Genomic DNA, 21215 nt, shown 5'->3' with positions numbered 1-21215 from the left:
GGGGCCCGGGATGGAACGGGGGGTGGAACCGGATGGAACACCTTAGGGGTGTCCGGCTCGCCGGCCCTTCTCCCGAAGGGGGTCGGCGCGTTCCGGGCAGCGTCGCCTTTCCGTGGACGAGCGGACGAGCGGACGAGCGGACGGCGCGGGTTCCACGACCTCAAGGCACCACCGCAAGGCCTCAAGGCACCACCGCAAATCTCAGGCACCCACGGCGAAGGAGACGGCGATGACCGCGGTAAACGTTCTCGGAAGGTCCGGGAAACGGCTGAGCGCGTTCGCGATACCGCTCATCTGCACGGCGCAGTTGATGGCGACCCTGGATGTGACGATCGTCAATCTGGCCCTGCCCGCGATGCAGCGGGAGTTCGCCCTGTCGAACGCCGGGCTGGCCTGGGTGATCGACGCCTACACCCTGGCCTACGCCGGGCTGCTGCTCCTGGGCGGGCGGGCCGGTGACCTGGTCGGGCATCGCCGGACCCTCATGGCCGGGATCTTCGTGTTCACGGTCTCCTCCCTGCTCGGCGGGCTGGCGTACGATCCCGCGCTCCTGCTCGCCGCGCGGGTCGGGCAGGGGCTCGGCGCCGCGCTCGCCACCCCGACGACCCTCTCCCTGATCACGACGCTCTGCCCGCCGGGTCCGGCCCGTACGAAGGCCATGGTCGCCTACGGGGCGATGGCGGGCCTCGGCATCACCATCGGGCTCGTCCTGGGGGGCGTCCTGACCGAACTGGCCTCCTGGCGCTGGGTCTTCCTGCTGAACGTGCCGATCGGCGTCGTGCTGCTGGCCACCGCGCCACGCGTACTGCCCGAGTCGACCGGAGCGCGCCGCCGGCTGGACGTGCTGGGCGCCGCGGTGGGCACCGCCGCGCTGACCTCCCTGGTGTACGGCATGATCCGGACCGGCAGCGACGGCTGGGGCGACCTGACCGCCACCGTCGCCCTCGGCGCGGCCGCGCTGCTCCTCGTGGTCTTTGTCCTGGTCGAGCGTGCGACGGCCGAGCCGATGCTGCCGCTGAGGCTGCTGGCCCATCGCACCCGGCTGGGCGCCTACCTCATCGCCGGGTTGCTGTTCGCCTGCCTCTACCCGGCCTTCTTCTTCCTCAGCCGGGCGCTGCAGGACGTGCTCGGCCAGGAGCCGATCGAGGCGGGTCTCAGGTTCCTGCCGGTCGGGGCCGGCGTGCTCGTCTTCGCGATCGTCACCCGAAGGCTCATGCACGTCACCGGGTCCCGGGTGCTGGTGATCGGCGGCACCGCCGCGACCGCGGCCGCGGCGCTGTGCCTGGTGATGCTCGACACCGGCAGTTCCTATCCGGCCCTGCTGCTGCCCGCCCTCATCGGACTCGGCGCCGGAGTGGGGACGACGTTCGTGGCCAACGCGGCCTCGGCCATGACCGATGTCGCCGACGCGGACGCCGGTATCGCGTCCGGGCTGCTCAGTACCTTCCAGGCGGTGGGCGGCACGATCGGCGTCGCCATGCTCGCCGCCCTGGCGGCCTCGGTGACCGAGGCGGAGCTGGCCGACCGGGTCCGGACCGCCTCCGCCGCGCCGGCGCCGGCCGTGATGCGCGAGGCCCTCGTCTCCGGATTCGGTCAGGGCTTCGCCGCCGCGGGCGTGCTCGCCGCGCTCGCGCTCGTCGTCGCCGTGTGGACAACCCGGAAGCGCTGACCGGCGCCTCCCCTCCCAGCTCGGAAAGGTCGTGTCATGTCCATCCCTCCTCCCAGCGCCGACCCGTTCTACGCGCCGGACGACCACGTCGGCCGTCCCGGTGAGCTCCTGCGCTCCCGGCGGGTCGAGATCAAGATCGACACGGAGGCCACCGCCTGGCAGGTGGTCTACACCTCGACGGACTCGCTCGACCGGCCGATCGCGGTCTCGGGAACGGTCCTCGTCCCCTCCGCCGCCTGGCCGGGTACCGGCCCGCGGCCGATTCTCGGCTACGGGGTCGGCGTGCACGGTCTGGGCCGCGACACCGCGCCGAGTCACCTGATGCGGTCGGGCACCGAGATCGAGATAACGCTGATCGAGCTCGCGCTGGCCCGCGGCTGGGGTGTCGCCGTCACCGACGGCGAAGGACTCGGGATGCCGGGTCCGCACACCTACGGCGCGGGCCGGTCGGGCGCCCACGCGATGCTCGACATCGTCCGCGCGGCCACCGGGCTCGACGGAGGTCCGGTCGCGGGAGGGCCCGTGCTGGTCTGGGGTTACTCGGAAGGCGGACGCTACGCGGCCTGGGCGGCGGAACTGCAGCCGTCCTACGCGCCGGACCTGGACCTGCGGGGCGTGGCGGCGGGCGGGGTCTTCCCCGACCTGCGGGCGGCGGTGAAGGCGATCGACGGGGGACCGTTCTCCGGGCTCGGGCTCGCGGTCCTCGTCGGCCTGGCCCACGCCCACCGGGATCCCGCCCTCGGCGCGATCCTCAGCGAGAGCGGGAGGGCGGCCGCGGCGCGGGCCGCGACCCTGGACGTGACCGGGCTGATCGTCGAGTTCCCCGAACCCATGCACCACCACACGGTCCGCGAGAATCCCTGGGACGAGCCCGTCTGGCGGGAACTCCTCGACCGCGAGAAGAACGGCCGTCACGCGCCGGGCGCGCCGCTCTACCTCTACCACGTCGCCGACGACGCGCTGGTCCCCACCCATCTCGGCAGGGAACTTTTCGCGGACTACACCGCCCTGGGCGCCGAGGTGACCTGGGCCGAGGTACGGGCCGAGGAACACCTCTCCGGCGCGTTCGCCGGCGCCCCGGACGCCGTCGAGTGGCTCGCCGGCCGCCTGGCCCAGGGGCTCCACTGATTTCTCTCCGTACGGCGAGTGAGCCGTACGTGGAGTGAGTTGTACGGCAGATGAGCCGTGCAAAACCATCGAAAGGAACACAGATGAGTGACCACATTTCTGCCACGCACCAGATGGCAGGCGGTAGCGCGTACCAGCCCCGCAGGCCGGGGACGCTGCTGGTCGCCACCCTGGCCACCGCGGTGGCCGCGGTGTCCATGCTGTCGTCGGCGGCGGTCTCCCTGATCGCGGGCAGAAGCCTGCTGCGGAGCTACGTGAGCGACGAACTCGGCCTGGAGATCGACTCCGAGGCCGTGGGTTCCGTCGTGGACACCGCGGTGGAGGCCGCGTTCGGCTCCCTCCAGGCTCGGGCGTACGTCTGGCTCTTCCTCGCGGCGATCGTCGTCCTGCTCCTGCTGCCCGTCCGCGACGGCAGGACATGGGCCCGGGTGGTGCTGAGCGTCCTCACCCCCGTCGTCGTTCTCCTCGGGTTACGCGATCTCACGGACATGGTGTCCCCGATCACCGGATTCGCGGCCGCGCTGGCCGTTTTGGGCACGCTGCTCGCCGTCGTGGCGTGCTGGCTTCCCGCGACCAACCGCTACGTCAGGACGCGCAAGCAGTCGCGTCGGTCCCAGCCCCGATGAACGCCGGACCGACCGAGACGAACGCGGCTCCGCCCCGGGCGAACGCCGGTCCAGCGCAGACGAACACCGACCAGACGAACACCGACCAGACGAACACCGATTCGACCTGGGCGAACACCCGCCCGGTCCAGACGCACACCGGAGGAACGACGATGTCCGCAGTCAAGAGAACCGCCCGCCTGGCCGCCGCGCTGGGTGCCGCCACGGCGCTGGCTCTGAGCCTCGCGGCCACGCCCGCCCAGGCCGACGACGTACCCGGCGCGCTGACCGCCCGGCTGACGATCACCAAGGAGGCGGCCGGCTGCAAGGTCCTCACCTTCGGCAAGGTCGGCATGACGCAGGCCCAGGCGCAGTACCTGGTCGACAACGGCGCGACGGCCCAGGTCGAGATCTGGGGCGAGGACGCCGTCTACGACAACCGGCTGTACAAGGCGGGCTACGCGCAGCTGAGCGCGGGATCGGACCGGAACGGGGGAGGGCTGATCATCATCTCCGCTCCCACGATCCGGTGCTCCATCCTCGACGAGGACGACTCCTCGCTCGAAGGTGCCGGCGACGAGGTCTACGCCAAGGTCGTCTTCAACGCCCCCGGGTACTCCCGCATGACGAAGAGAACGAACACGGTGCACGGTCGCTACTGATCCGGTGATCCCCGGATCCCGGACCCCGGGCGGGGAGTGCGAGGTACCTCCTCGTGAACGGCCACCGGGGTGCGAGGCACCTCCTGGTGAGCGGCCGGCGGAAGGCCATGGGGGCGCGGCCGGCGGCGACGGCCTCGCGGGCCTGGACGACCAGAGCCCGCGAGGCCGTCAAGGCGGTTCACGGCCTCGCCGCCTCGCCGTTTCACGGCCTCGCCGCCTTGTCGCCGAGGCCGTGAAGCCGGGCCGGACGGTGAGTGTCACGGGCGTTCGGACGCCTGCGAGGGCATGCGGCAGGTATGGCGATTCGCACGCAAGGATGTTGCAAGACGAGTGCAACCGCCCGGCGGCAGCCTGATCGCACACCGATCCGAGGAGCCCCGACATGCCCGCCGCTGTGGAGATCGCCACGGTCGTCGTCGACCGTGCGGCCCCCGTTCCGCCCGCCGACCCGCAGGGGCTGTTCCGCCTCACCGCGAGCTGAGGCGCGCCGTGGATCGCCAGCCACTGCTCCTGGTCCAGGACCCGGTCCACGACAAGATGGACAGGGGGCGCAGAAACCCCGTGTCCCGCCGGTCACGGGCCGGCGACTGCCTGCCGTACCACGACGGGGTGACGCCGAAGGCGGACAGTGTCGAGTCACTGTTCCTCAGCGGGATACGCGCCCGGTGCGTCCACGGTGACCTGCGGTCCAGCCGGGAGTGCTTCGACGCGGCGTACCGCGCGGCCGAGAGCGAGGGCGACGGTCAGGCGATGGCCTTCGCGGCGTTGGGACTGTCCGGTCTGTGGGTGCACGAACACCGTGGTGTCATGGCCGCCGCGTCGATCGAGGCGCGCCTGCGGCACGCGTTGTCGGTGGTGGACCCGCGGTCGTCACCGGCCCTTCGGCTCAGGGTACGGCTGGCCGCCGAGGCCGACTACCGGTCGGGCGGGCACACCGCCGTCCTCGCCGCGCTGGAGGAGGCCAGGCGGGCGGGCGATCCGGCGGCGTGGACCGAGGCCGTCAGTCTGGCCCACCACTGCCTGCTGGGTCCCGGTCAGAGCGAGACGCGGCACGAACTCGCCCGGGAACTGATCGCCGCGGGCTTCCGGACCTCGTGCCGTGGCGATCTGCTGATGGGACTGCTGTGGCGCACCGTCGACCACGTTCTCGACGCGGACCCGCACGCGGAACGCCACCTGGCGGAACTGCGCGGCCTGCTGGCCCAGCAGGACCACCTGGCGATCGGGTTCGTGGTGCGGGCGATCGACGTGATGCTCGGCATCCGCGCGGGGCGGCTGGAGCAGGCCGAGGCCGAGGCCGCCGCCTGCGCCGAACGGGGGAGGCGGGCCGGCGACGCGGACGCCGCCGGCTGGTACGGCGCGCAGATGGTGGCCATCCGCTGGTACCAGGGCCGCATCGCCGAGCTGGTTCCGATGCTGGCCGAGGAGGTGAACTCGCCGACGCTCAGCGCCGTGGACAACTCCTACCTGGCCGCGCTGGCGGTCGCCGCGGCCACCGCCGGGGACCACCGGCAGGCGGCCGGCGCGCTGGCGCGGCTGCGGGGCGGCGATCTGGCCCTGCTGCCCCGGTCCAGCAGCTGGCTGGTGACCATGCACGGCGTCGTGGAGGCCGCGCACCTGCTGGGGGACACCGAGGCCTCGGCCGCGGCCTACGAGCTGCTCGGCCCGTTCGCCGGGCTTCCGATGGTGGCCAGTCTCGGCGTCGCGTGTTTCGGCTCCGCCCGGCACGCGCTGGGCGTGGCCGCGCTGACCATGGGTGACGCCCAGCGGGCGGTCGAGCATCTGCAGATGGCCGTACGGGGCAATCTGGCCATGGGGCACTGGCCGGCGGCGGTCCTGTCGCGCGTGCGGTGGGCGCAGGCGCTGGCACTCCGGGCCGAGGCCGGGGACGCCGCCGAGGCGGCCCGGCAGCTGGAGGTCGCCACGAGCGAGGCGGCCGAGCTGGGCATGGTCCTGCCCGGTGGAAGGGGACCGCACGCCGCGGTCACCGCCGCCGGGCACGGCGGGCGGCGACCCCTCATGGAGTGCCGGCGCGAAGGCCGCCGGTGGAGGGTCGGGCTGGGCTCGCGGAGCGTGCACGTCGAGCACAGCCTGGGGATGGCCTACCTCGCGATCCTGCTCGCCAACCCCCGATACGAGATTCCGGCCATCGAGCTGGCCGCGGGCCCGGTACCGCGCGACAGGGTGGTCGCGGACGCCGGCACCGGGACCGCCCAGCCGGCCCTGGACGAGGAGGCCATCAGGGCCTACCGCAAGCGTCTGTCGCTGTTGCAGGAGGAGATCGACGGATACGAGTCGGCCAACGACGTCGTCCGGGCCGAGCGGCTGCGGGCCGAGCGAGACTGGCTGATCGACGAGCTGGCGTCCGCGACCGGTCTGGCCGGACGGACCCGGAACTTCACCGGCAACGAGGAACGCGCCCGTGTCTCGGTCGGCAAGGCCCTCCGGCGCGCCGTCGACCGCGTCGCCGCCGCCGACCCGGCCCTCGGCGAGGAACTGCGCACGACACTGCGAACCGGACGGCTCTGCTGCTACCAGCCGAAATAGCCGTACCGGGTCTAACCGGCGTGCCAGAGTGCCCCGCGGGACCGTCCCTCCGCGGTGACCGAGCCCAGCGCGTAGATCCCGTGGCCGGTGGCCACCAGGTCGGTGACGTGCGGCTCCACCGAAGCTCACCCAGCCGCCGTGCGCGTGGGCGACGCTGTTCCCCATCTCCTGATCCGGCAGGGCCAGCACCAGCTCCCGCCACCCGTCGCCCTCGCGTACGCCCACCTTCCACGTCCCCGTCCCGTGCCACGCCCCCGTTCCCGGCTCGACCGCCCAGATCCCGCCGCCGGGACTCGTCGCCAGGGCCTTGACGGCCTTCACCCTGGACGGTGCGGCCGTCGTCTCCCATCGGCCGTCCTGCCACCGCCTCAGTGTCATGGGGGCCTTCCACGTGTCGTGCAGCGCCCACAACACCCCGTCCGAGACCATCGCGAGCGCCGCCACCGCCACCGCGCCCGTTCGCCGCATGAAGCCCCGCCTTCGCCCGTATCCGGTCCGGGAGCCCAACGGTAGGGCGGATCCGGGAACGACGCACGGCCGCGCGAGTGGCACGGGCCGGATCCCCGGCGCTCGTGCCGAGGAGCGCGTCAACCCGGTGTGCGGACGCGCAGGGCCTGGACGAACCAGTCGAGTACCGGCGTCAGGCTTTCCGGGGCCGGCCAGCCGTTGATCACTGAGAGCAGCCGGAGATACGACTCCCTGCGGGGGTCGTTCGCGCTCTCCAGCCGGACCAGCAACCGGCGCCGGAGGTCGGCGTCGTCGGGGCGGCCGACGACGTGCGCGTACCGTGCCGTGACCGTCGCGACGACCGGATCGCTCAGGGGCGAGGCCGGGGCGATACCGGCCGCCAGGGCGGGGCCCGCCTGGTCGCGGACCATCGCGACGGGATCGCGGCGCGGGCCGCCGGCGTCGTCCAGGGCGCGCTCGGCCGCGTGCTGCTCTGCCAGGCGTCGCATGACGCCGCGGAACTCCGGGTCCTGGGACAGCTCGGCCAGTTCCACCCAGGCCTCGACCTGCGCGGGTTCGGGGTCGTCGGGCAGCTCGGGGGTCATCGTGCGCCTGATCCCCGCGAATCCGGGGTCGGCGTCCAGGCCGCCGAAGGCGGCGTCGAGGAAGTCGCCGATCAGGCGCCGGCGTTCGTCCTCGGAGAGCTTTGCCAGTTTGTGCATGAGATCCATCTCCTCGGGGGTGGACCCGCGCCTGGTCACCGCCGTCAGCACCGCGCGCCGCAGGCGCAGCGTCCGGATCTGCACCGCCAGCGCCTCGGCGTGCGCCGCGGCCACCTCGGGAAGCGAGATCTCCCGTTCCACGACCCTGCGGATCGTGGGGAGGTCCACTCCCAGGTCGCGCAGCGTCCGTACGAGGTCCAGGCGTGCGACGGCGTCGATGCCGTAGAGGCGGTGACCGGCCGGGCTGCGGCCGGTCGGCGGCACGATCCCGCGGTCGGAGTAGAACCGAACGGTCTTGACCGTCAGCCCGGTCCGCCGGGCCAGGTCACCGATCGAGTAGAGCGTGTCGCCGTCCATGCCCCCACCCTCGCGCCTCCCTCCAGGGGAGGTGCAAGCGGGAGTACGAGCCCGCGCGGCGTCAGCGGGTCGCGGCGGCCATGCGCAGGCCCAGGACGATGAGAACGGTGCCGCTGACGGCCTCCAGCCGGCGACGGATCACGGGCCTGCGGAACCACGCGCCCGCGCGCCCCACCACCGCCGCCAGGGCGAGGTACAGAGCGATCTCGACGGCCACCTGCAGGAGCGCGAGGAGCGCGGTGGTGGAGAACAGCGGCCGGTCGGCCGGTACGAACTGGGGATAGAAAGCGATCATGAAGGCCGCGGCCTTCGGGTTGGCGAGCATCACGAGGGCGCCCTCGCCGAAGGCCCTCCACCAGCCCCGCCCCGGGCCGGGCGGCGTGTCTTCGGCGATCTCCCGCGCGGGCCCGGCCCTCCGGATCCGCCACGCGGTGCGCCACGCCTTCAGCCCGAGGTAGAGCAGGAAGCCCGCACCGACCACGCGGAGGACGACGAAGGCCACTTCCGAGGCGGCCACCAGGGCGGCCAGGCCGGCGGCGGCGAACAGCGCCCAGGCGTACAGACCGGCCTCCAGGCCCAGCACCGTCGGCACCGCTCCCCGGAAACCGTGCAGCGCGGCACGGCGCAGGATCAACGCCATCGCGGGACCCGGTGACGCCGAGATCAGCACGACGGCGACGACGAAGGCGGGCAGGGACGCGACGAGATCCATGAGCCGATCATGTTCGCGTCCGTCACTCCGGCTCAACCCTTTTTCCCGGCGTGAGAATCCTCTTTCCGGTGCGAGAATCCTCTTTCCCGCGTGAGAGTCCTCTTTCCGGTTCCCGCGTGGGAATCCTCTTTCCGGCGTGAGAATCCTCGCCCCCGGCCGGTCGCGGGCTGGTGCGCCGCGACCGGCCGGGGGCGAGGTCACATGGTGGAGCGGTGTCACCCGCGTCCGGTCAGTGGCGGTCCACAGCCCGTCAGTGGCCCTTCACCACGAACCGGCCGGTGAGCGGGCCCAGCTCCACGGTGTACGTACCCGCATCGCTGCGGCGCGTGTCGAACGAGAGCCGCACGGCCTTGTCGGCGCGGACCTGGACGGTCTGCCGCCGTTCGACCTCGCCGTTGACCCGCAGGACGGCGTCGTACCCGCCCGCCCTCTCTCCCACGTTCTTCACCCACGCGGTGATCCGCACCGGGCGGCCGGGGCGGGTGTGGTCCGGGCTGACGTCGAGGCCGGCCAGGGTGAAGCGCGGCTCGGGACCCGGGGTCCGGTCGTGGACGAAGATGTCGGACCGCCGGTTGGTGTCGTCACCGACGAGGTTGGCGGAGTCGCTCTCGAAGGCGACGTACCGCCCGTCCCCGCTGATCGACGGTATGCCCGCCGAGCCGTCACCCTCGACGTCCTTGGGACCCGCGGAGACCCGCGTGGTGGTGCCCGCCTTGAGGTCGCGCACGTACACGTCCGTCTGCCCGTTGGTGTCACTACCGGCGAGGTTGGTGGCGTAGGTGTAGAACGCCACGGTCTGCCCGTCGTCACTCAGCGAGGGAGCGAAGGACCAGTCGTTGGCCATGCTCCCGTCGGACGCCGCCGACGCGAGCCTCCTCGTGCCGGTCTGCCGGTCGTGGACGTAGATCTGGTATCCCTCCATCCCGCCACTCGCGATGTAGACCACCATCCGCCCGTCGGCGCTGATCGACGGGGTGCTCGCCTCCCTCGCGTCCGGCGCGGGGATCAGCTCGGTCTTCCCGGTCTGCCGGTCGCGGACGAAGACGTCGGCGTGCCCGTTGGTGTCTCCCGGTACGAGGTCGGTGGCCTGGCTCTCGAAGGCGACGAAGCGGCCGTCGGCGCTGATCGACTGCTCGCGCGAGTTCCCGTCGCCCGTGGCGCCGCCGGTCCCGACCGAGACGGCCTCGGTCTTGCCGGTGGTCCGGTCGCGGACGAAGACGTCGGTCCGGCCGTTGACGTCCCCGGGCACGAGGTTGGTGGCGTCGCTGTTGAAGACGGCGAACCGGCCGTCGGCGCTGAACGAGGGGGACGAGGAGAGCCCGTCGCTCTGGGCGCCGTCGGAGGCCACCGAGACCCGCTCGGTCTTCCCCGTCTCCCGGTCACGGACGAAGGCGTCGGTCTGGCCGTTGGTGTCCCCGGGCACGAGGTTGGTGGCCCCGCTGCCGAACCCGACGAGGCGCCCGTCCGCGCTGATGGTCGGGCTCAGCGAGAAGCTGTCACTCTGGGCGCCGTCGGAGGCCACCGAGACCCGCTCGACCGCCCGGGTACGCAGATCGGTCACGAAGATGTCGAGGTCGTTGTTGGTGTCGTCGGCGACGAAGCCGGACCCCAGGCTGGCGAACGTCACCACCTCGCCGTCCGCGCTCATCTTCGGCCACCACGCGTCGCCGTTGCCCTGGCGGCCGTCCGAGGTCACCGAGACGCGCTCGGTGGCCAGGGGCCGGGGGAGGGCGAAGTCGGCCCGCGCGGGCTTCGTCCCGCGTACGGTGACCTTCGCGGGCTCCGACCTCGACACGTCGGGAGCCGCCGCGACGACCTGGTAGTCGCCCTCGGGCACGTCGTCGATCGTGTACCGGCCGTTGAGGTCCGTCGTCGCCACGAGGCTGTCGGGCACGCCGAGCACCGTGACCGTCGCGCCCGGCACCGTCGAGCCGGTCGGGCCGTAGCTCACCTGCCCCGAGATCCTCCCCCAGCGGGTCCGGTCCAGCGCGACGCGGACGTCGGAGAAGCGGTCCGCCGCGACGCGGACCCCGGCCGTCTCCTGCCGGTAGCCGAACCTGGACAGCGTCAGGTCGTACGACCCGGCACCGAGCCGCATCTCGAACCGCCCCTGCTCGTCGGTCTCGACGGTCCGGCCGGTGTCCGTCCGGGTGACCGTCACACCGGCGAGCGGCTTGCGGGTCTTCTCGTCGGTGACGACGCCCCGGACGCCGCTGTTGAGAGCCGCCTCCGCGACGGCGGCGTACGCGTCGATCCGTCCGGCGCCGAAGCGCGGGTTCGGGCGCTCGCCGTAGCGCTCGTCGAAGAAGGACGTACCGGCCAGGATGCCCAGCGCCTCGTCGACGCCGAGGTCGCGGCGGGCCTCGACCATCAGCGCGACCGTGCCCGAGACGTGCGGGGTCGCCATCGAGGTGCCGCTCAGCGATCCGTACTCGCCGCCCGGCAGGGCCGAGAGCACGTCCACGCCGGGTGCCGAGATGTCGGGAACGACGTACGACTCGGGCCACTCGGCGGGCGCGTCGATCCAGTCGGTCCTGCGGACCACCCCGCCGCAGGAGAACTCCGGCACGTCGTCGCCCGCGTCGGTGGCGCCGACGGACACGGCCTCGTAGACGTTGCCGGGACTGCCCGAGCCTCCTTCGAGGCACTCGTTGCCGATGGCGAAGGACGGGAAGGCGCCGGCCAGGTAGATGTTCCTGGCCGGTTCGATCATCTCGTCGGCGTACCCCTCCGCGCCCAGCGACATGCTGACGACGTCGGCGGGCTTGCCCGCGGGGGTGCCGTCGGCGGTGTACGGCGCGATCGCCCACTGCATGCCGGCGACCACCTGGGCGAACGTCCCGTTGCCGCCGGGGATGACCAGGCCCGCCATCAGCTCGGCGCCGGGTGCGACACCGATCTGCGTGCCCGACGCGTTCCCTCCGGCGATCGTGCCCGCCACGTGCGTGCCGTGGTAGCTGCTGTCGTGGGGTGAGGAGGGCACCGGCCTGCCGTCCGGGCCGAACTCGATCCAGCCGCCCGGGTAGGACGGGTCCGAGGCGTCGTCGGTGACGAGCTTGCCGGTGAGGTCGGGGTGGGCGATGTCGACACCGGTGTCGAGAACCGCCACGCGCACGCCGTCACCGGTGAGCCCGCGCTCCTTCCGCACCCGGTCGGCGCCGATCTTCTCGATGCCCCAGGCCGATTCCCCTTCCTTGGCTTTCGCGGCGCTGCGCGGCGCGGGCGGGGCCTTGAGCTCGAAGTTGGGGATGATCCGGTCGACCAGTTCGAGCGCGGCCAGCGCCTCCAGGGTGGCGGGCCTGGCCCGCACGAGGACCATGTTCTTGATCCAGAACGTGTTGAGCACCTGGTCACCCTGGGACTCGACCAGCTGGACGACGGGGGCCTGCACGGCCTCGGCCGTCTCGGTCAGGGCCTTCCGCGCCTCGCCCGGCGAAGGGGCCGTCGATCGGAGGCCGGCGCCCGCGCCGAGCACGACGACGGCCTCGACGCGGTCGTCGGCACGGGCACCGGCGGTTCTCGTCCGGTCGATCAGTTCGGGGGCGATCTTTCCTCGCCGGGCCGGCTCCGCGGGAGGCTTCTCCGCCGAGGGCTGTTGGGCCATGGCCGGGGCCGCCGGCAGGGCCGTGGCGAGTGATCCCAGGACGAGGAGTGCGGCGAGTGACAGGCGTTGCCCGCGAGAGCGCAGGGCGGACAGCGACATGGAGGGACTCCTTCGTTCAGGTGCGCGCTGTGATGCTCCTGAACGCTGGCATCAGCCGTCATCCCCTGACAAGCTGGGTCAGAGGCGAGTTCCTGTCAGGTGACGTAAACACGACAGGCGAAGTGGCGGGCTGTTCCCGGTACCGGAGCTCACCGTACAGGCAAGGAGAGTGTGATGCTTGAGGCGATCGGGTTGAGCCGGCAGGACGAGGCGGTGTACGACGCACTCGTCCGCAGGACGCAGGCGACGGTCTCCGAACTCGTCCATGACTGTCATCTCCCGGTGTCAGCCGCGAGACGGACGTTGCGCTCGCTCGTCGACCTCGGCCTGGCCACTCGTTCCACGGGACGCCCCGTTCGCTATGTCGCCGTCTCACCGGACAGCGGGCTGGAGGCCGTGCTGCGCGAGCGCGAGGCCGGGCTGCGCGACGTCCGCCTGCACATCGGGACGCTGGTCAAGATGTACCGCGCGGGCACCCGGTTCGCCCATCCGGGCGATCTGATCGAGATCGTCTCGGGACGCGACGAGGTCAACCACCACTGGGTGCAGATGCAACAGAACACCCGGACCCAGATGCGGGGGTTCGACCGCCCGCCCTACGCCGCCCCGCATGCGCACAGGGAGCCGAACCAGGTGGAACTCGCCCTGCTGAAGCGGGGGGTGAAGTACCGGGTCATCTACGACAGGAGCGCGCTCGCGCTTCCCGGCTGGCTGGACGACGTCACGGCCGGGATGCGGCACGGGGAGCAGGCCAGGATCGCCGCGGACCTGCCGATGAAACTGGCCATCTCCGACGACCGGCTCGCCATCATCCCGCTGCTCCGGCCGGTGGACGACATGATCGCGGCGTCCTACGTGATCCACCCCTCCCCGCTCCTGGACGCGCTGGTGGCCCTCTTCGAGACGACGTGGACACGCAGTGTCCCGGTCCAGCTGAACTCACCCGACGCGGAGGTGCTGTCCGAGGAGGAGGCGCGACTGCTCACGCTGCTGGCCTCGGGAGCGACCGACAAGGCCGCCAGCCGGGCCCTGGGATGGAGCGAGCGCACCGTGCAGCGGCACGTCACCAAGCTGATGCACCGCGTCGGAGCACAGACCCGGTTCCAGGTCGCAATGGAGGCCACCCGGCGCGGCTGGATCTAGGACCTGCTCGACGTGGCTCACTGACAATCGACGTGGCTCACCGACACGACCCACTTCGGCACGGAGGCCCAGATCCAGGTCCTACGCCTCCGGGGACTCCGGGACCTCCGAGGCTTTCACGGTCTCCGGGACCTTCGGGGCCTTCACTGCCTCCGCGCCGAAGTGGGCGGCGTGCTCGGCGGCCCACTCCGCGAACGAACGCGGCTCGCGACCGGTGATCTCACGCACCGCGGGCGAGACGGAGGTGGACTCGGGCGGCGGGTTGCGCTGCCAGGAAGTGAGCAGCTCGATGAGCTCCTCACCGTGTCCCGCCTGCCGCCAGCGCCGGCGCGCCTGCTCCTCGGTGAGCTCGACGAGGCGGAGCGGACGGCCTGTCGCCTCCGCGATAGCGGCCAGGCGCTGACGCCGGCTGAGCGTCTGAGGCCCCGTGAGCACATATGTCCTCCCCGCGTGGCCGCCGCGTACGAGCACCGCCGCCGAAACGGCGCCGACGTCCGCCTCGTCCACGACCCCGCCCGGAACGTCGGCGAACGGCTCGCGTACCTCGCCCTCCGCTCTGATGGCCGACGCCCAGGCCAGCGTGTTGCTCATGAAGTCGACCGGCTGCAGCCTGGTCCACTCGACGCCACTCGCCGCGAAGGCCTCCTCCACCGGACCCACCCGACCGTTCCACAGCAGCGCGACCCGCCGCACTCCGACCTTCTCCGCCAGCCCGGCCAACTCCGGTCCGGTCCGCAGCGTGGCGTAGTCGTCGCCGCCCGCGGTCAGCAGGTGCACGCCCTCGACACCGTCGAAGGCCGGCCCCAGCGTGCCGGGATCGGTGAGATCGCCCCGCACCACCTCCACGGACTCCGGCAGGCCGGCCCCGGCCGGATCCCTGGTGAGCGCACGCACCCTCCGACCCGCGCGGAGCAGGTGGCCGACCACATGCCGACCGACCTTGCCCGTCGCTCCGGTCACCAGAAACGTCATTGGATTACCCCTCTGTGGACGAGAGGCCGACGTTACGTCCCGTCCCGCGCCCGCCACATCGGACCATGGACCTAGGACCGGCCTGGAGGCGTGGCGATCGACGAGCCGAGGGGATGAAAGGTCAGGTCAGAGTGTCGAACTCGCCGGTCTTGACGCCACCGATGAACGACTTCCACTCGGCGGGGGCGAAGAGCATGAAGGGCACCTGGTTGTCCGTCTGGAAGTTCGGCGATCGTGAAAGCGCCCATCAGGCCCGTGAGACACTCCGGGCTGACAATCTGGATGGAAACGGTTGTCCTCCGAGTGATTTCCAGCAGGTGGCCGAGTTGTTCGCGCATCTCGCGAATCCCCTTGGTCGACGAACAAGCATGGAAAGGGTGTGGCGAACGCGTGCCGCGTGGGCAAAGATCGGTACGTCCCAGCGCCCGCTACCCCCGGAGGTCCTGAATGCGCTTCACTCGGTCACTCGCCGTCGGTCTAGTGCTGGTGACAGCGGCCTCGGGATGTGCTTCCGGCTCTTCCCTGAAGAACGCGGTGGCGGAGTTGCAGAAGGACGTGCAACGCCTGGAAGCCGACGATGCCTTCAAAGTCCCAGGCAGGAAACTGCGTATCCTGCAACGCCCCGACAAGGACATCCCTTGTGACAACGACAAGTTCAAAAGGGTGCTTCGGGCTACGGCGGACTACGAGAATAAAGGCTCTGACGTGGACAGCCACCTTGATTTCGCTCACGGGCTGATGGAGAAAATGCTTGTGCAAGCGCTCGGATACAAGCTTGATTTTGATTTCAGCCAGACGGATGCAGAGGATGGACGATTCATCTACGGCACGAAGGGGGATCCGGAGGTCAAGATGACTGTGTACGTGGCTCCTGACGCCCCTGCTTGGCGGCTGCATGCGATGACTGCTTGTCTGTCGCGGTAGGGAATATTTTCTTACTTCCAGAATCCGGACCGAGGAGCCGGAATCGGCCATTCGCGACTACGAGGCCCAAAAGGCGAAGGCACCCCTGCCTGAGGCCGACATTGTCCTGAACCGTGGGTTCCACGACCACAGCCAGGGCACCCGTTGGACGTCCTCGACAAACTTCTGGTCCTCAACCACTACCGCCACCGGCAGGAACCGGAGGCGGGCCTCCGCAGCCCCAGGAAGACCAGCCGCACCAGGAAGACGACCCCCACCGCCCCGGTACCCTCTTCTGACATCCCTTTTCCAACGCCTCCAGCCGGGACGGACGACCATTCTCAGGTCGAACGTCCCGGCCGCCGCTTCGCAGTCTGTAAGCGTGGTGGTCGACGAACCGAGGGGACGAAAGGTCAGGTCAGAGAGTCGAACTCGCCGGTCTTGACGCTGCCGATGAACGACTTCCACTCGGTGGGGGCGAAGAGCAGCTTGGGGCCACCGGGGTTCTTGCTGTCGCGAACGGCGACCACCCCGGCCAGGTTGGAGGCCACCTCAACACACTGGCCGCCGTTTCCGCCGGAGCGCGATGACTTACGCCATACCGCAGCGCTCAGGTCCATTCCTGCCTCACATCCTCGATCATTTTGAGGGACATGTGCTCAGGATAGGCCCAGAGCCGGATCGTCTCATAGCGCTTCCAAATTGCGGTTACGGACTCACGATCGGTCGTGACATGTCCTGCGTCCGATGAGTCCACATGAATGGCGTCTGGCTGCTCATGAGGAAGCTCAGCGATCATGAATGCGCCCAGCAGGCCGGTAAGGCATTCCGGACTGACGATCTGGATAGATATGGTTGGCCTCTGGGTGATCTCCAGGAGATGGCCAAGTTGCTCATGCATCACTTTGGTCCCGCCAACCTTACGGCGTAGCACACCTGCATCGATAAGCATTAAAACCGAGAAAGGAGGATCCCGATCGAGGATTTGCTGCCGCTCTATGCGATTTTGGACTCGTCCTTCAATCTCCTCTGAAGTTGTCTGAGGTTCCTAGCTAAATATATGTCGAGCATAGGGCTCTGTCTGGAGAAGGCCGGGAACAAGGAGAGGGTCCCAGGAACGTAGGACGAGGGCGGTCGGCTCGATCTCCTCGACCCAGCTCTGGAACCAGATCGGGCCGCCAGGCTGGGCCAGGATGCGCTGACGGAGGCGAGTGAAGGCGTTGCCGTCAGCAGTGTTGAAGAGCTGGTCCAGCTTCTCCGCGTCGGACTTCGACGGTGTGCGGGTAGCTCCCTCCAGGCGGCTTATCTGAGTCTGGGTGCAGCCGAGTCGCCGGGCTACGGAGGACTGCGAGAGCTGCGCGGCCTCCCGCAGCCGACGCATCTCGGCGCCGAACCGCACGCGAGGGGATCCAGGGTCGAGGGGCAGCACCTCATCCATTGCATTTCCTCCCGAATTAGAAAAAACGGACTTAATGGTCGGCCGGTGATATCAAATCCAGTCCAGGTAAACCAACGGCTGTCATGGTCCGCTCTATCCTGGGTTGCCTATCCAGTAGTCGGTCGACTACCGATAAGGCATTCTAGGCACAGGAATCCTCTTCACGAAAGTGCTGACAAGAAAGCAGTAAATCCCTTCCCTGGTCGGAGGCGAATCGGGTCGGATATGAATGAGATAACCCTATTTTGGTCTCTCGCCGCGAGCACCGGAAAGCATTTGAAAGGCGAAACCATGACGACGAGCGAGCCGCCGGCTGAGCGGATCACGGCTTCAACCCGCGAGGACATGCTCCTGCCCTGGCTGACGACAGCGATCGGCGTGACCTGGCAGCTCCCCTTGCCTGACGAACGAGTATGGAAAGGGTGTGGCGAACACGTGCCGAGTGGGTAAAGATTGATACGTCTCGGCGCCCACCACCCCCGGAGGTTCCAAATGCGCTCCACCCGGTTACTTGCCGTTGGTCTGGCGCTGGTGATGGTGACTGCGGGATGTGCTTCCGATCCTTCCCTGAAGGACGCGGCGGCGGTGTTGCAGAAAGACACTCAGCAGCTGGAGACCAACAGCATCTTCAAGAACCCACTCAAGAAGCTGCGCATCCTGCAGCGTCCCGACAAGGATATTCCTTGCGGCAAGGACAAGTTCAAACGAGCGCTGCGAGCCACGGCAGACTATGAGCGCGTCGATGAACCATTGAACGCTCACCTGGATCGAGCTCAAACGCTAATGGAGAACACCCTTGCCCAAGTTCTTGGGTACAAGTTGGAGTTCGACTTCAGTCAGATGGAGACTGAGGAGGGGAGATTTATCTATGGCACTAAAACGGATCCGGATTTAAAAGTGACCGTATATATAGCTCCTGAGGCCCCTACCTGGCGGCTGCACGCAGTGACCGCCTGTCTGTCACGGTAATGAAGTTGGCTCAATCCCAGATGTTTATTTCTTCCTTGGGGCGCTCGCTACCTTGGTAGGTTGAGGCATCCTCGGCTTTGTCGTCTAATTTTCTGTTGCTGTCCATCCAGCGTTCGTAGGGTGTCAGCTTTTCCTTTAACACTTGCTCCCATTCCTTACCGTTGCTGGCTTCTTTCTTCGCTTCGGCCATGAGTTCGTCATAGGTCTTGAGTTTTCCGGTGTCCATGTTCATGGCTTCCGCAGGTGGTCCGCTCGCCGGATAATCGGCCTCGTGAAGGAGACGAGCCATATCGTATTTCAGGCGCAGAACGAAGTCTGCCCGAGCCCCGGTAGCTTCCTCTACTCGCGTCTCGATTCTGTCGGCCGCCTCGTCAAGGCCCATGCTGACGCCGTGTGCCTTGAGTAATTCCCACCCCGCTATAAGACCCCTACTTGTGGGTGAAACCCCGTCGATCACGAAGGAGGCGGTGTTCTTGACGATGTTAAGGGCTACTTCGTCGATGGCGTCCTGCTCTCCACGGACGTCTAGCGTCGCCTTGAACTCGATACCGGCCAGGTCGCCGAACATTTTCGCTGAGTCCTCGAAGTATCGGGTCGTGCCTTGAGCGTCCAGGCGAGCCGCTGCTATCAACGTGTCATGACGAAACTGAGCCGCCGTCGCGTCGAAGTCGTCGGTGAGCTGTTTGTCTCCGACAAAGGTCTTCAGGAAGCGAAAGGTGTCGCCCGGACTGAGGTAGAACGCCGGGGTCACGGGAGGAAGATGAATCCAGCTTTCTGGAACTCCCATGCCGGAATCGCGGTAGACGGCCTTGTCGAAGCGGGCGCCCGAGGCCAGTTCGTGGATGTAGGACTTCGCGATCACGCTCATGGAGTCCCAGCCGACCTTGGGCAGGTCGCTGCCCAAGGAGCCCGCGACCTTTATCGCGTCCAGGGCGAAGGCGGCGGCCTCCGGGCTGTGCTGGCCGGCCTTTTCGGTCTTGGCCTCGGTGCCCGCCTCCATCGCCCGGCCGAAGGCGTCGGCCACTTCGTCCCCGGTGCCCGCCATCTTGGCGCGGTCGAGGAACAGCTTCATCTTGTCGACCTGGCTGAGCTTGACGTCGTTCCCGCCCATCTTGGCGAAGGTGTCCCGTACCGCCGCGCCGTCTCCGGCGAGCACCTCCAGCCCCATGGCGACCAGGTCTTCGGGCAGGCCGTATTTCTTCGTCTCGGTGGGGCCGCCGGCCCGCCAGTCCTGCTTGGGCTTCTTCGCGAACTCGTCCAGAACCAGTGCGCGGGCCGCCGCGCTGCGGACGGAGGAGGGGGCGTTGGCGCCGCTGAGCAGCGCGAGCCGGCTCCAGGCGGTGACCTTGCTGCCGGCTGGTTTCACCAGGTCGTCCCTGACCTTGGCGAAGGCCGGGACGAGGGTGGGGGCGTTCAGAGCCGCGCCGAGGGCCTTGCTGAAGACGGCCAGGTCCTTCTTGGCGGTCTTGCTGCCGGTCACCGCGATGAGATTGGGCAGGCTGTCGCGGACCTTGGGCGAGAGCAGGGCGAAGAATGCGGCGGCGGCCTGGGGGTTTTCGGCGATTTTGGCGACGTCGTCGATGTGCTCGTGGATGAGCTTGGCCTGCAGGTCGCTGTGGAAGTTCACGAGGATGTCCTCGCCGTACATCCTGGCCAGGCCCTGGGCGAGGTCGTAGTCCTTCAGCTCGTCGGGAAGACGGATGAGCCCCTGCCCGCCCGCCGCCACCGAGGCCGCGCCGCCCGTGCCACCCGCCCCGCCCAGCTCGGGGGCGCCGTCGCCCAGGGCTTTGATCAGGTCGATCCGGCCGTGGAGCATGGAGACCTGCCGCCCGCCCCAGTCGGCGATGTCGGTGATCTCCCGGAGCGCGGGGGTCTCGACCCCGTTCTCGCGAAGCTTTCCCTCGAACTCCCTGCTGAAAGCGGTCAGCCGGTCGGCGGCACCGCGCAGGGAGGTGGCGAGCTGACCCATCTGTTCAGGGTCGATGCCGCAGAACTCGGCGGTCGGTGCCATGGAACGTTCCCCCTCATGGTCATGACGGTCACGTGCGTCCGGCCATCTCCCGGCGCATGGCGTTCGCCTCGGTCTCGGTCACCAGCGGGGGAGAGCGGCGCAGCTCCTCCTCGACCGCGTCCACCACGCTCTGAGCGAGCCGCCCCAGCCGTTGGTGCCGGTCTTCCAACTCGGTGGTCCAGGTGGTGGCCGTCGGCCCCGTCCACACCTGCCCGGACCGCATCGCCGAGGAGGTGCGCTGGTATGCCTGCCGCACCTCATTTGCCCGGTATTCGGCTTCGGCGAGCAATTGCCTCAGCCGTTCGTGCCGGGGACTGGGCACCATCCGCTCGGCCACGCCACCCCCGCCCTTTTCGTGACCCCGTGATGAAGGAGAAAGTCGCATACCAGGTTAGGTATTGATCGTCTAAGTCGGCAAGTCCCGTACTCGACCGGTATCGCGCTTCCGCCGGTGGGTCTATGACCCGTGAGCGGACGGAACTGGTATTTCGGTCATTCCCTCTCATGCCGGAGCGGCTACTCCACCCACCACCATCGGAGTAACGCATGACGCTGTTCGAAAAGCACATCGACACGATAGAAGTCGCCGTCAAAACCGCGTACTGGATATATTTCGTCGCCGGTTTCGTGCTGTTCCTCGCCGGCCACGTGACGATCCTCATGGCCATCGTGATCGGCATCATCTGGCTGTCCCGTGTCGCCCTGTACGAGATCCGGCGGACCCGGGCGCGCTGGGACCGCGAGAGCGCCGACGAATCGGAACTACGCCGAGAGCAACGACGCGAGCACCGCGAACGAGAGCTGCGCCTCCAGATCCGGCGCCTCCAGCAACCGGACCGCTGACCACTGCTGCCGCCCCGGTCACATGCGCGGGAAGTTTCCGGGCGCTCTCCTCGCGGCACCTGTCCGGCTCAATCGCCGCATCGGACTTGATTACGGAGCATTCCTTTCCCGTTACTGAAAACGATCTTTGCTTTTGGTTTCGTCTCGTGTGATGATCGGCCTGTTTTCATACATACGTTCGAAAGGCTGTGAGCGAACACACGCCGATCAGCGTCCGGCTTATCCGCCCGGACGCACCGCCACGCTGCCCTGCTGGGCGCACTGGTGCTGCCGATCTCGTTGATGGCCGCGCCGGCAAGTGCCCAGGGCTCCACGCCATCCCCCACCACTGCGATTCCGACACCTCACACCAGTTCCCCGGCAGGTAAAGCCGCGCCCGCCCAC

At 69.1% G+C, this 21215-nt stretch carries 17 protein-coding genes and 1 pseudogene; 9 read left to right on the top strand and 9 right to left on the bottom strand.

The genetic code is table 11. The features are described from left to right. Positions 1-229 precede the first annotated feature (229 nt). The 5 genes from ACTOQ1_RS04210 (at position 230) to ACTOQ1_RS04190 (ending at position 6611) form a co-directional block, all read left to right on the top strand. Positions 230-1669, top strand: a complete 1440-nt coding sequence (locus ACTOQ1_RS04210; RefSeq protein WP_440064548.1) for an MFS transporter — start codon at positions 230-232, stop codon at positions 1667-1669. A 36-nt stretch (positions 1670-1705) separates the two neighbouring features. Beyond that, positions 1706-2797 carry a lipase family protein gene (locus ACTOQ1_RS04205; protein ID WP_440064546.1) on the top strand — a complete coding sequence of 364 codons (1092 nt, stop codon included), beginning with the start codon at positions 1706-1708 and terminating at the stop codon, positions 2795-2797. Positions 2798-2880: 83 nt separating this feature from the next. Continuing rightward, complete coding sequence (locus ACTOQ1_RS04200; RefSeq protein WP_440064544.1) at positions 2881-3423, top strand: hypothetical protein; 543 nt, start codon at positions 2881-2883, stop codon at positions 3421-3423. 152 nt (positions 3424-3575) lie between these two features. After that, on the top strand, positions 3576-4064 hold the full coding sequence (locus tag ACTOQ1_RS04195) for a hypothetical protein (protein WP_440064542.1): 489 nt from the start codon (positions 3576-3578) through the stop codon (positions 4062-4064). Between the two features lie 489 nt (positions 4065-4553). Beyond that, positions 4554-6611 carry a hypothetical protein gene (locus tag ACTOQ1_RS04190; protein ID WP_440064541.1) on the top strand — a complete coding sequence of 686 codons (2058 nt, stop codon included), beginning with the start codon at positions 4554-4556 and terminating at the stop codon, positions 6609-6611. 587 nt (positions 6612-7198) lie between these two features. On the opposite strand, the gene ACTOQ1_RS04185 is transcribed toward ACTOQ1_RS04190, so the two are convergent. The 3 genes from ACTOQ1_RS04185 to ACTOQ1_RS04175 all read right to left on the bottom strand — a co-directional run bounded on the left by ACTOQ1_RS04185 (position 7199) and on the right by ACTOQ1_RS04175 (position 12552). Further along, complete coding sequence (locus tag ACTOQ1_RS04185; RefSeq protein ID WP_440064539.1) at positions 7199-8137, bottom strand: MerR family transcriptional regulator; 939 nt, start codon at positions 8135-8137, stop codon at positions 7199-7201. Positions 8138-8198: 61 nt separating this feature from the next. Then, positions 8199-8849, bottom strand: a complete 651-nt coding sequence (locus tag ACTOQ1_RS04180) for a LysE family translocator (protein ID WP_440064538.1) — start codon at positions 8847-8849, stop codon at positions 8199-8201. Positions 8850-9099: 250 nt separating this feature from the next. Beyond that, a complete protein-coding gene (locus ACTOQ1_RS04175; RefSeq protein WP_440064537.1) occupies positions 9100-12552 on the bottom strand; it encodes a S8 family serine peptidase in 3453 nt (1150 codons plus the stop codon). Positions 12553-12726: 174 nt separating this feature from the next. Here ACTOQ1_RS04175 and ACTOQ1_RS04170 point away from each other — a divergent pair, with 174 nt between their 5' ends. Beyond that, positions 12727-13695, top strand: coding sequence for a helix-turn-helix transcriptional regulator (locus ACTOQ1_RS04170; protein ID WP_440064536.1), 969 nt, complete (start codon positions 12727-12729; stop codon positions 13693-13695). 81 nt (positions 13696-13776) lie between these two features. Here the strand turns inward: ACTOQ1_RS04170 and ACTOQ1_RS04165 are convergent, their stop codons facing one another. Both ACTOQ1_RS04165 and ACTOQ1_RS04160 read right to left on the bottom strand, forming a co-directional pair. After that, a complete protein-coding gene (locus ACTOQ1_RS04165) occupies positions 13777-14667 on the bottom strand; it encodes an NmrA family NAD(P)-binding protein (protein ID WP_440064534.1) in 891 nt (296 codons plus the stop codon). Positions 14668-14738: 71 nt separating this feature from the next. Then, a complete protein-coding gene (locus tag ACTOQ1_RS04160; RefSeq protein WP_440064533.1) occupies positions 14739-15005 on the bottom strand; it encodes a Scr1 family TA system antitoxin-like transcriptional regulator in 267 nt (88 codons plus the stop codon). 109 nt (positions 15006-15114) lie between these two features. Between ACTOQ1_RS04160 and ACTOQ1_RS04155 the strand changes: the two genes are divergently transcribed. Next, positions 15115-15591: a hypothetical protein gene (locus tag ACTOQ1_RS04155; protein WP_440064532.1), complete on the top strand. Its 477-nt coding sequence runs from the start codon at positions 15115-15117 to the stop codon at positions 15589-15591. Between the two features lie 392 nt (positions 15592-15983). On the opposite strand, the gene ACTOQ1_RS04150 is transcribed toward ACTOQ1_RS04155, so the two are convergent. Both ACTOQ1_RS04150 and ACTOQ1_RS04145 read right to left on the bottom strand, forming a co-directional pair. Further along, a complete protein-coding gene (locus ACTOQ1_RS04150) occupies positions 15984-16190 on the bottom strand; it encodes a DUF397 domain-containing protein (protein WP_440064531.1) in 207 nt (68 codons plus the stop codon). Next, positions 16181-17008 (bottom strand): annotated as a pseudogene (locus ACTOQ1_RS04145) (helix-turn-helix domain-containing protein). The gene ACTOQ1_RS04150 and the pseudogene ACTOQ1_RS04145 overlap by 10 nt, the downstream one beginning before the upstream one ends. Before the next feature lie 492 nt (positions 17009-17500). On the opposite strand from ACTOQ1_RS04145, the gene ACTOQ1_RS04140 reads away from it, so the two are divergent. Further along, a complete protein-coding gene (locus ACTOQ1_RS04140) occupies positions 17501-17977 on the top strand; it encodes a hypothetical protein (protein ID WP_440064530.1) in 477 nt (158 codons plus the stop codon). A gap of 10 nt (positions 17978-17987) precedes the next feature. Here ACTOQ1_RS04140 and ACTOQ1_RS04135 read toward each other — a convergent pair whose 3' ends face one another. Together ACTOQ1_RS04135 and ACTOQ1_RS04130 are read right to left on the bottom strand one after the other, a co-directional pair. Beyond that, a complete protein-coding gene (locus ACTOQ1_RS04135; RefSeq protein WP_440064529.1) occupies positions 17988-19988 on the bottom strand; it encodes a hypothetical protein in 2001 nt (666 codons plus the stop codon). Positions 19989-20016: 28 nt separating this feature from the next. Continuing rightward, positions 20017-20325, bottom strand: a complete 309-nt coding sequence (locus tag ACTOQ1_RS04130) for a hypothetical protein (RefSeq protein ID WP_440064528.1) — start codon at positions 20323-20325, stop codon at positions 20017-20019. 209 nt (positions 20326-20534) lie between these two features. On the opposite strand from ACTOQ1_RS04130, the gene ACTOQ1_RS04125 reads away from it, so the two are divergent. Continuing rightward, on the top strand, positions 20535-20831 hold the full coding sequence (locus tag ACTOQ1_RS04125) for a hypothetical protein (RefSeq protein ID WP_440064526.1): 297 nt from the start codon (positions 20535-20537) through the stop codon (positions 20829-20831). The last annotated feature ends 384 nt before the right edge of the window (positions 20832-21215 follow it).

The sequence above is a fragment of the Streptosporangium sp. OZ121 genome (assembly GCF_051918885.1).
Lineage (GTDB): Bacteria > Actinomycetota > Actinomycetes > Streptosporangiales > Streptosporangiaceae > Streptosporangium.
Note: the sequence above shows the minus strand (reverse complement) of the source record. Positions and strands in the feature narration are given on the sequence as shown.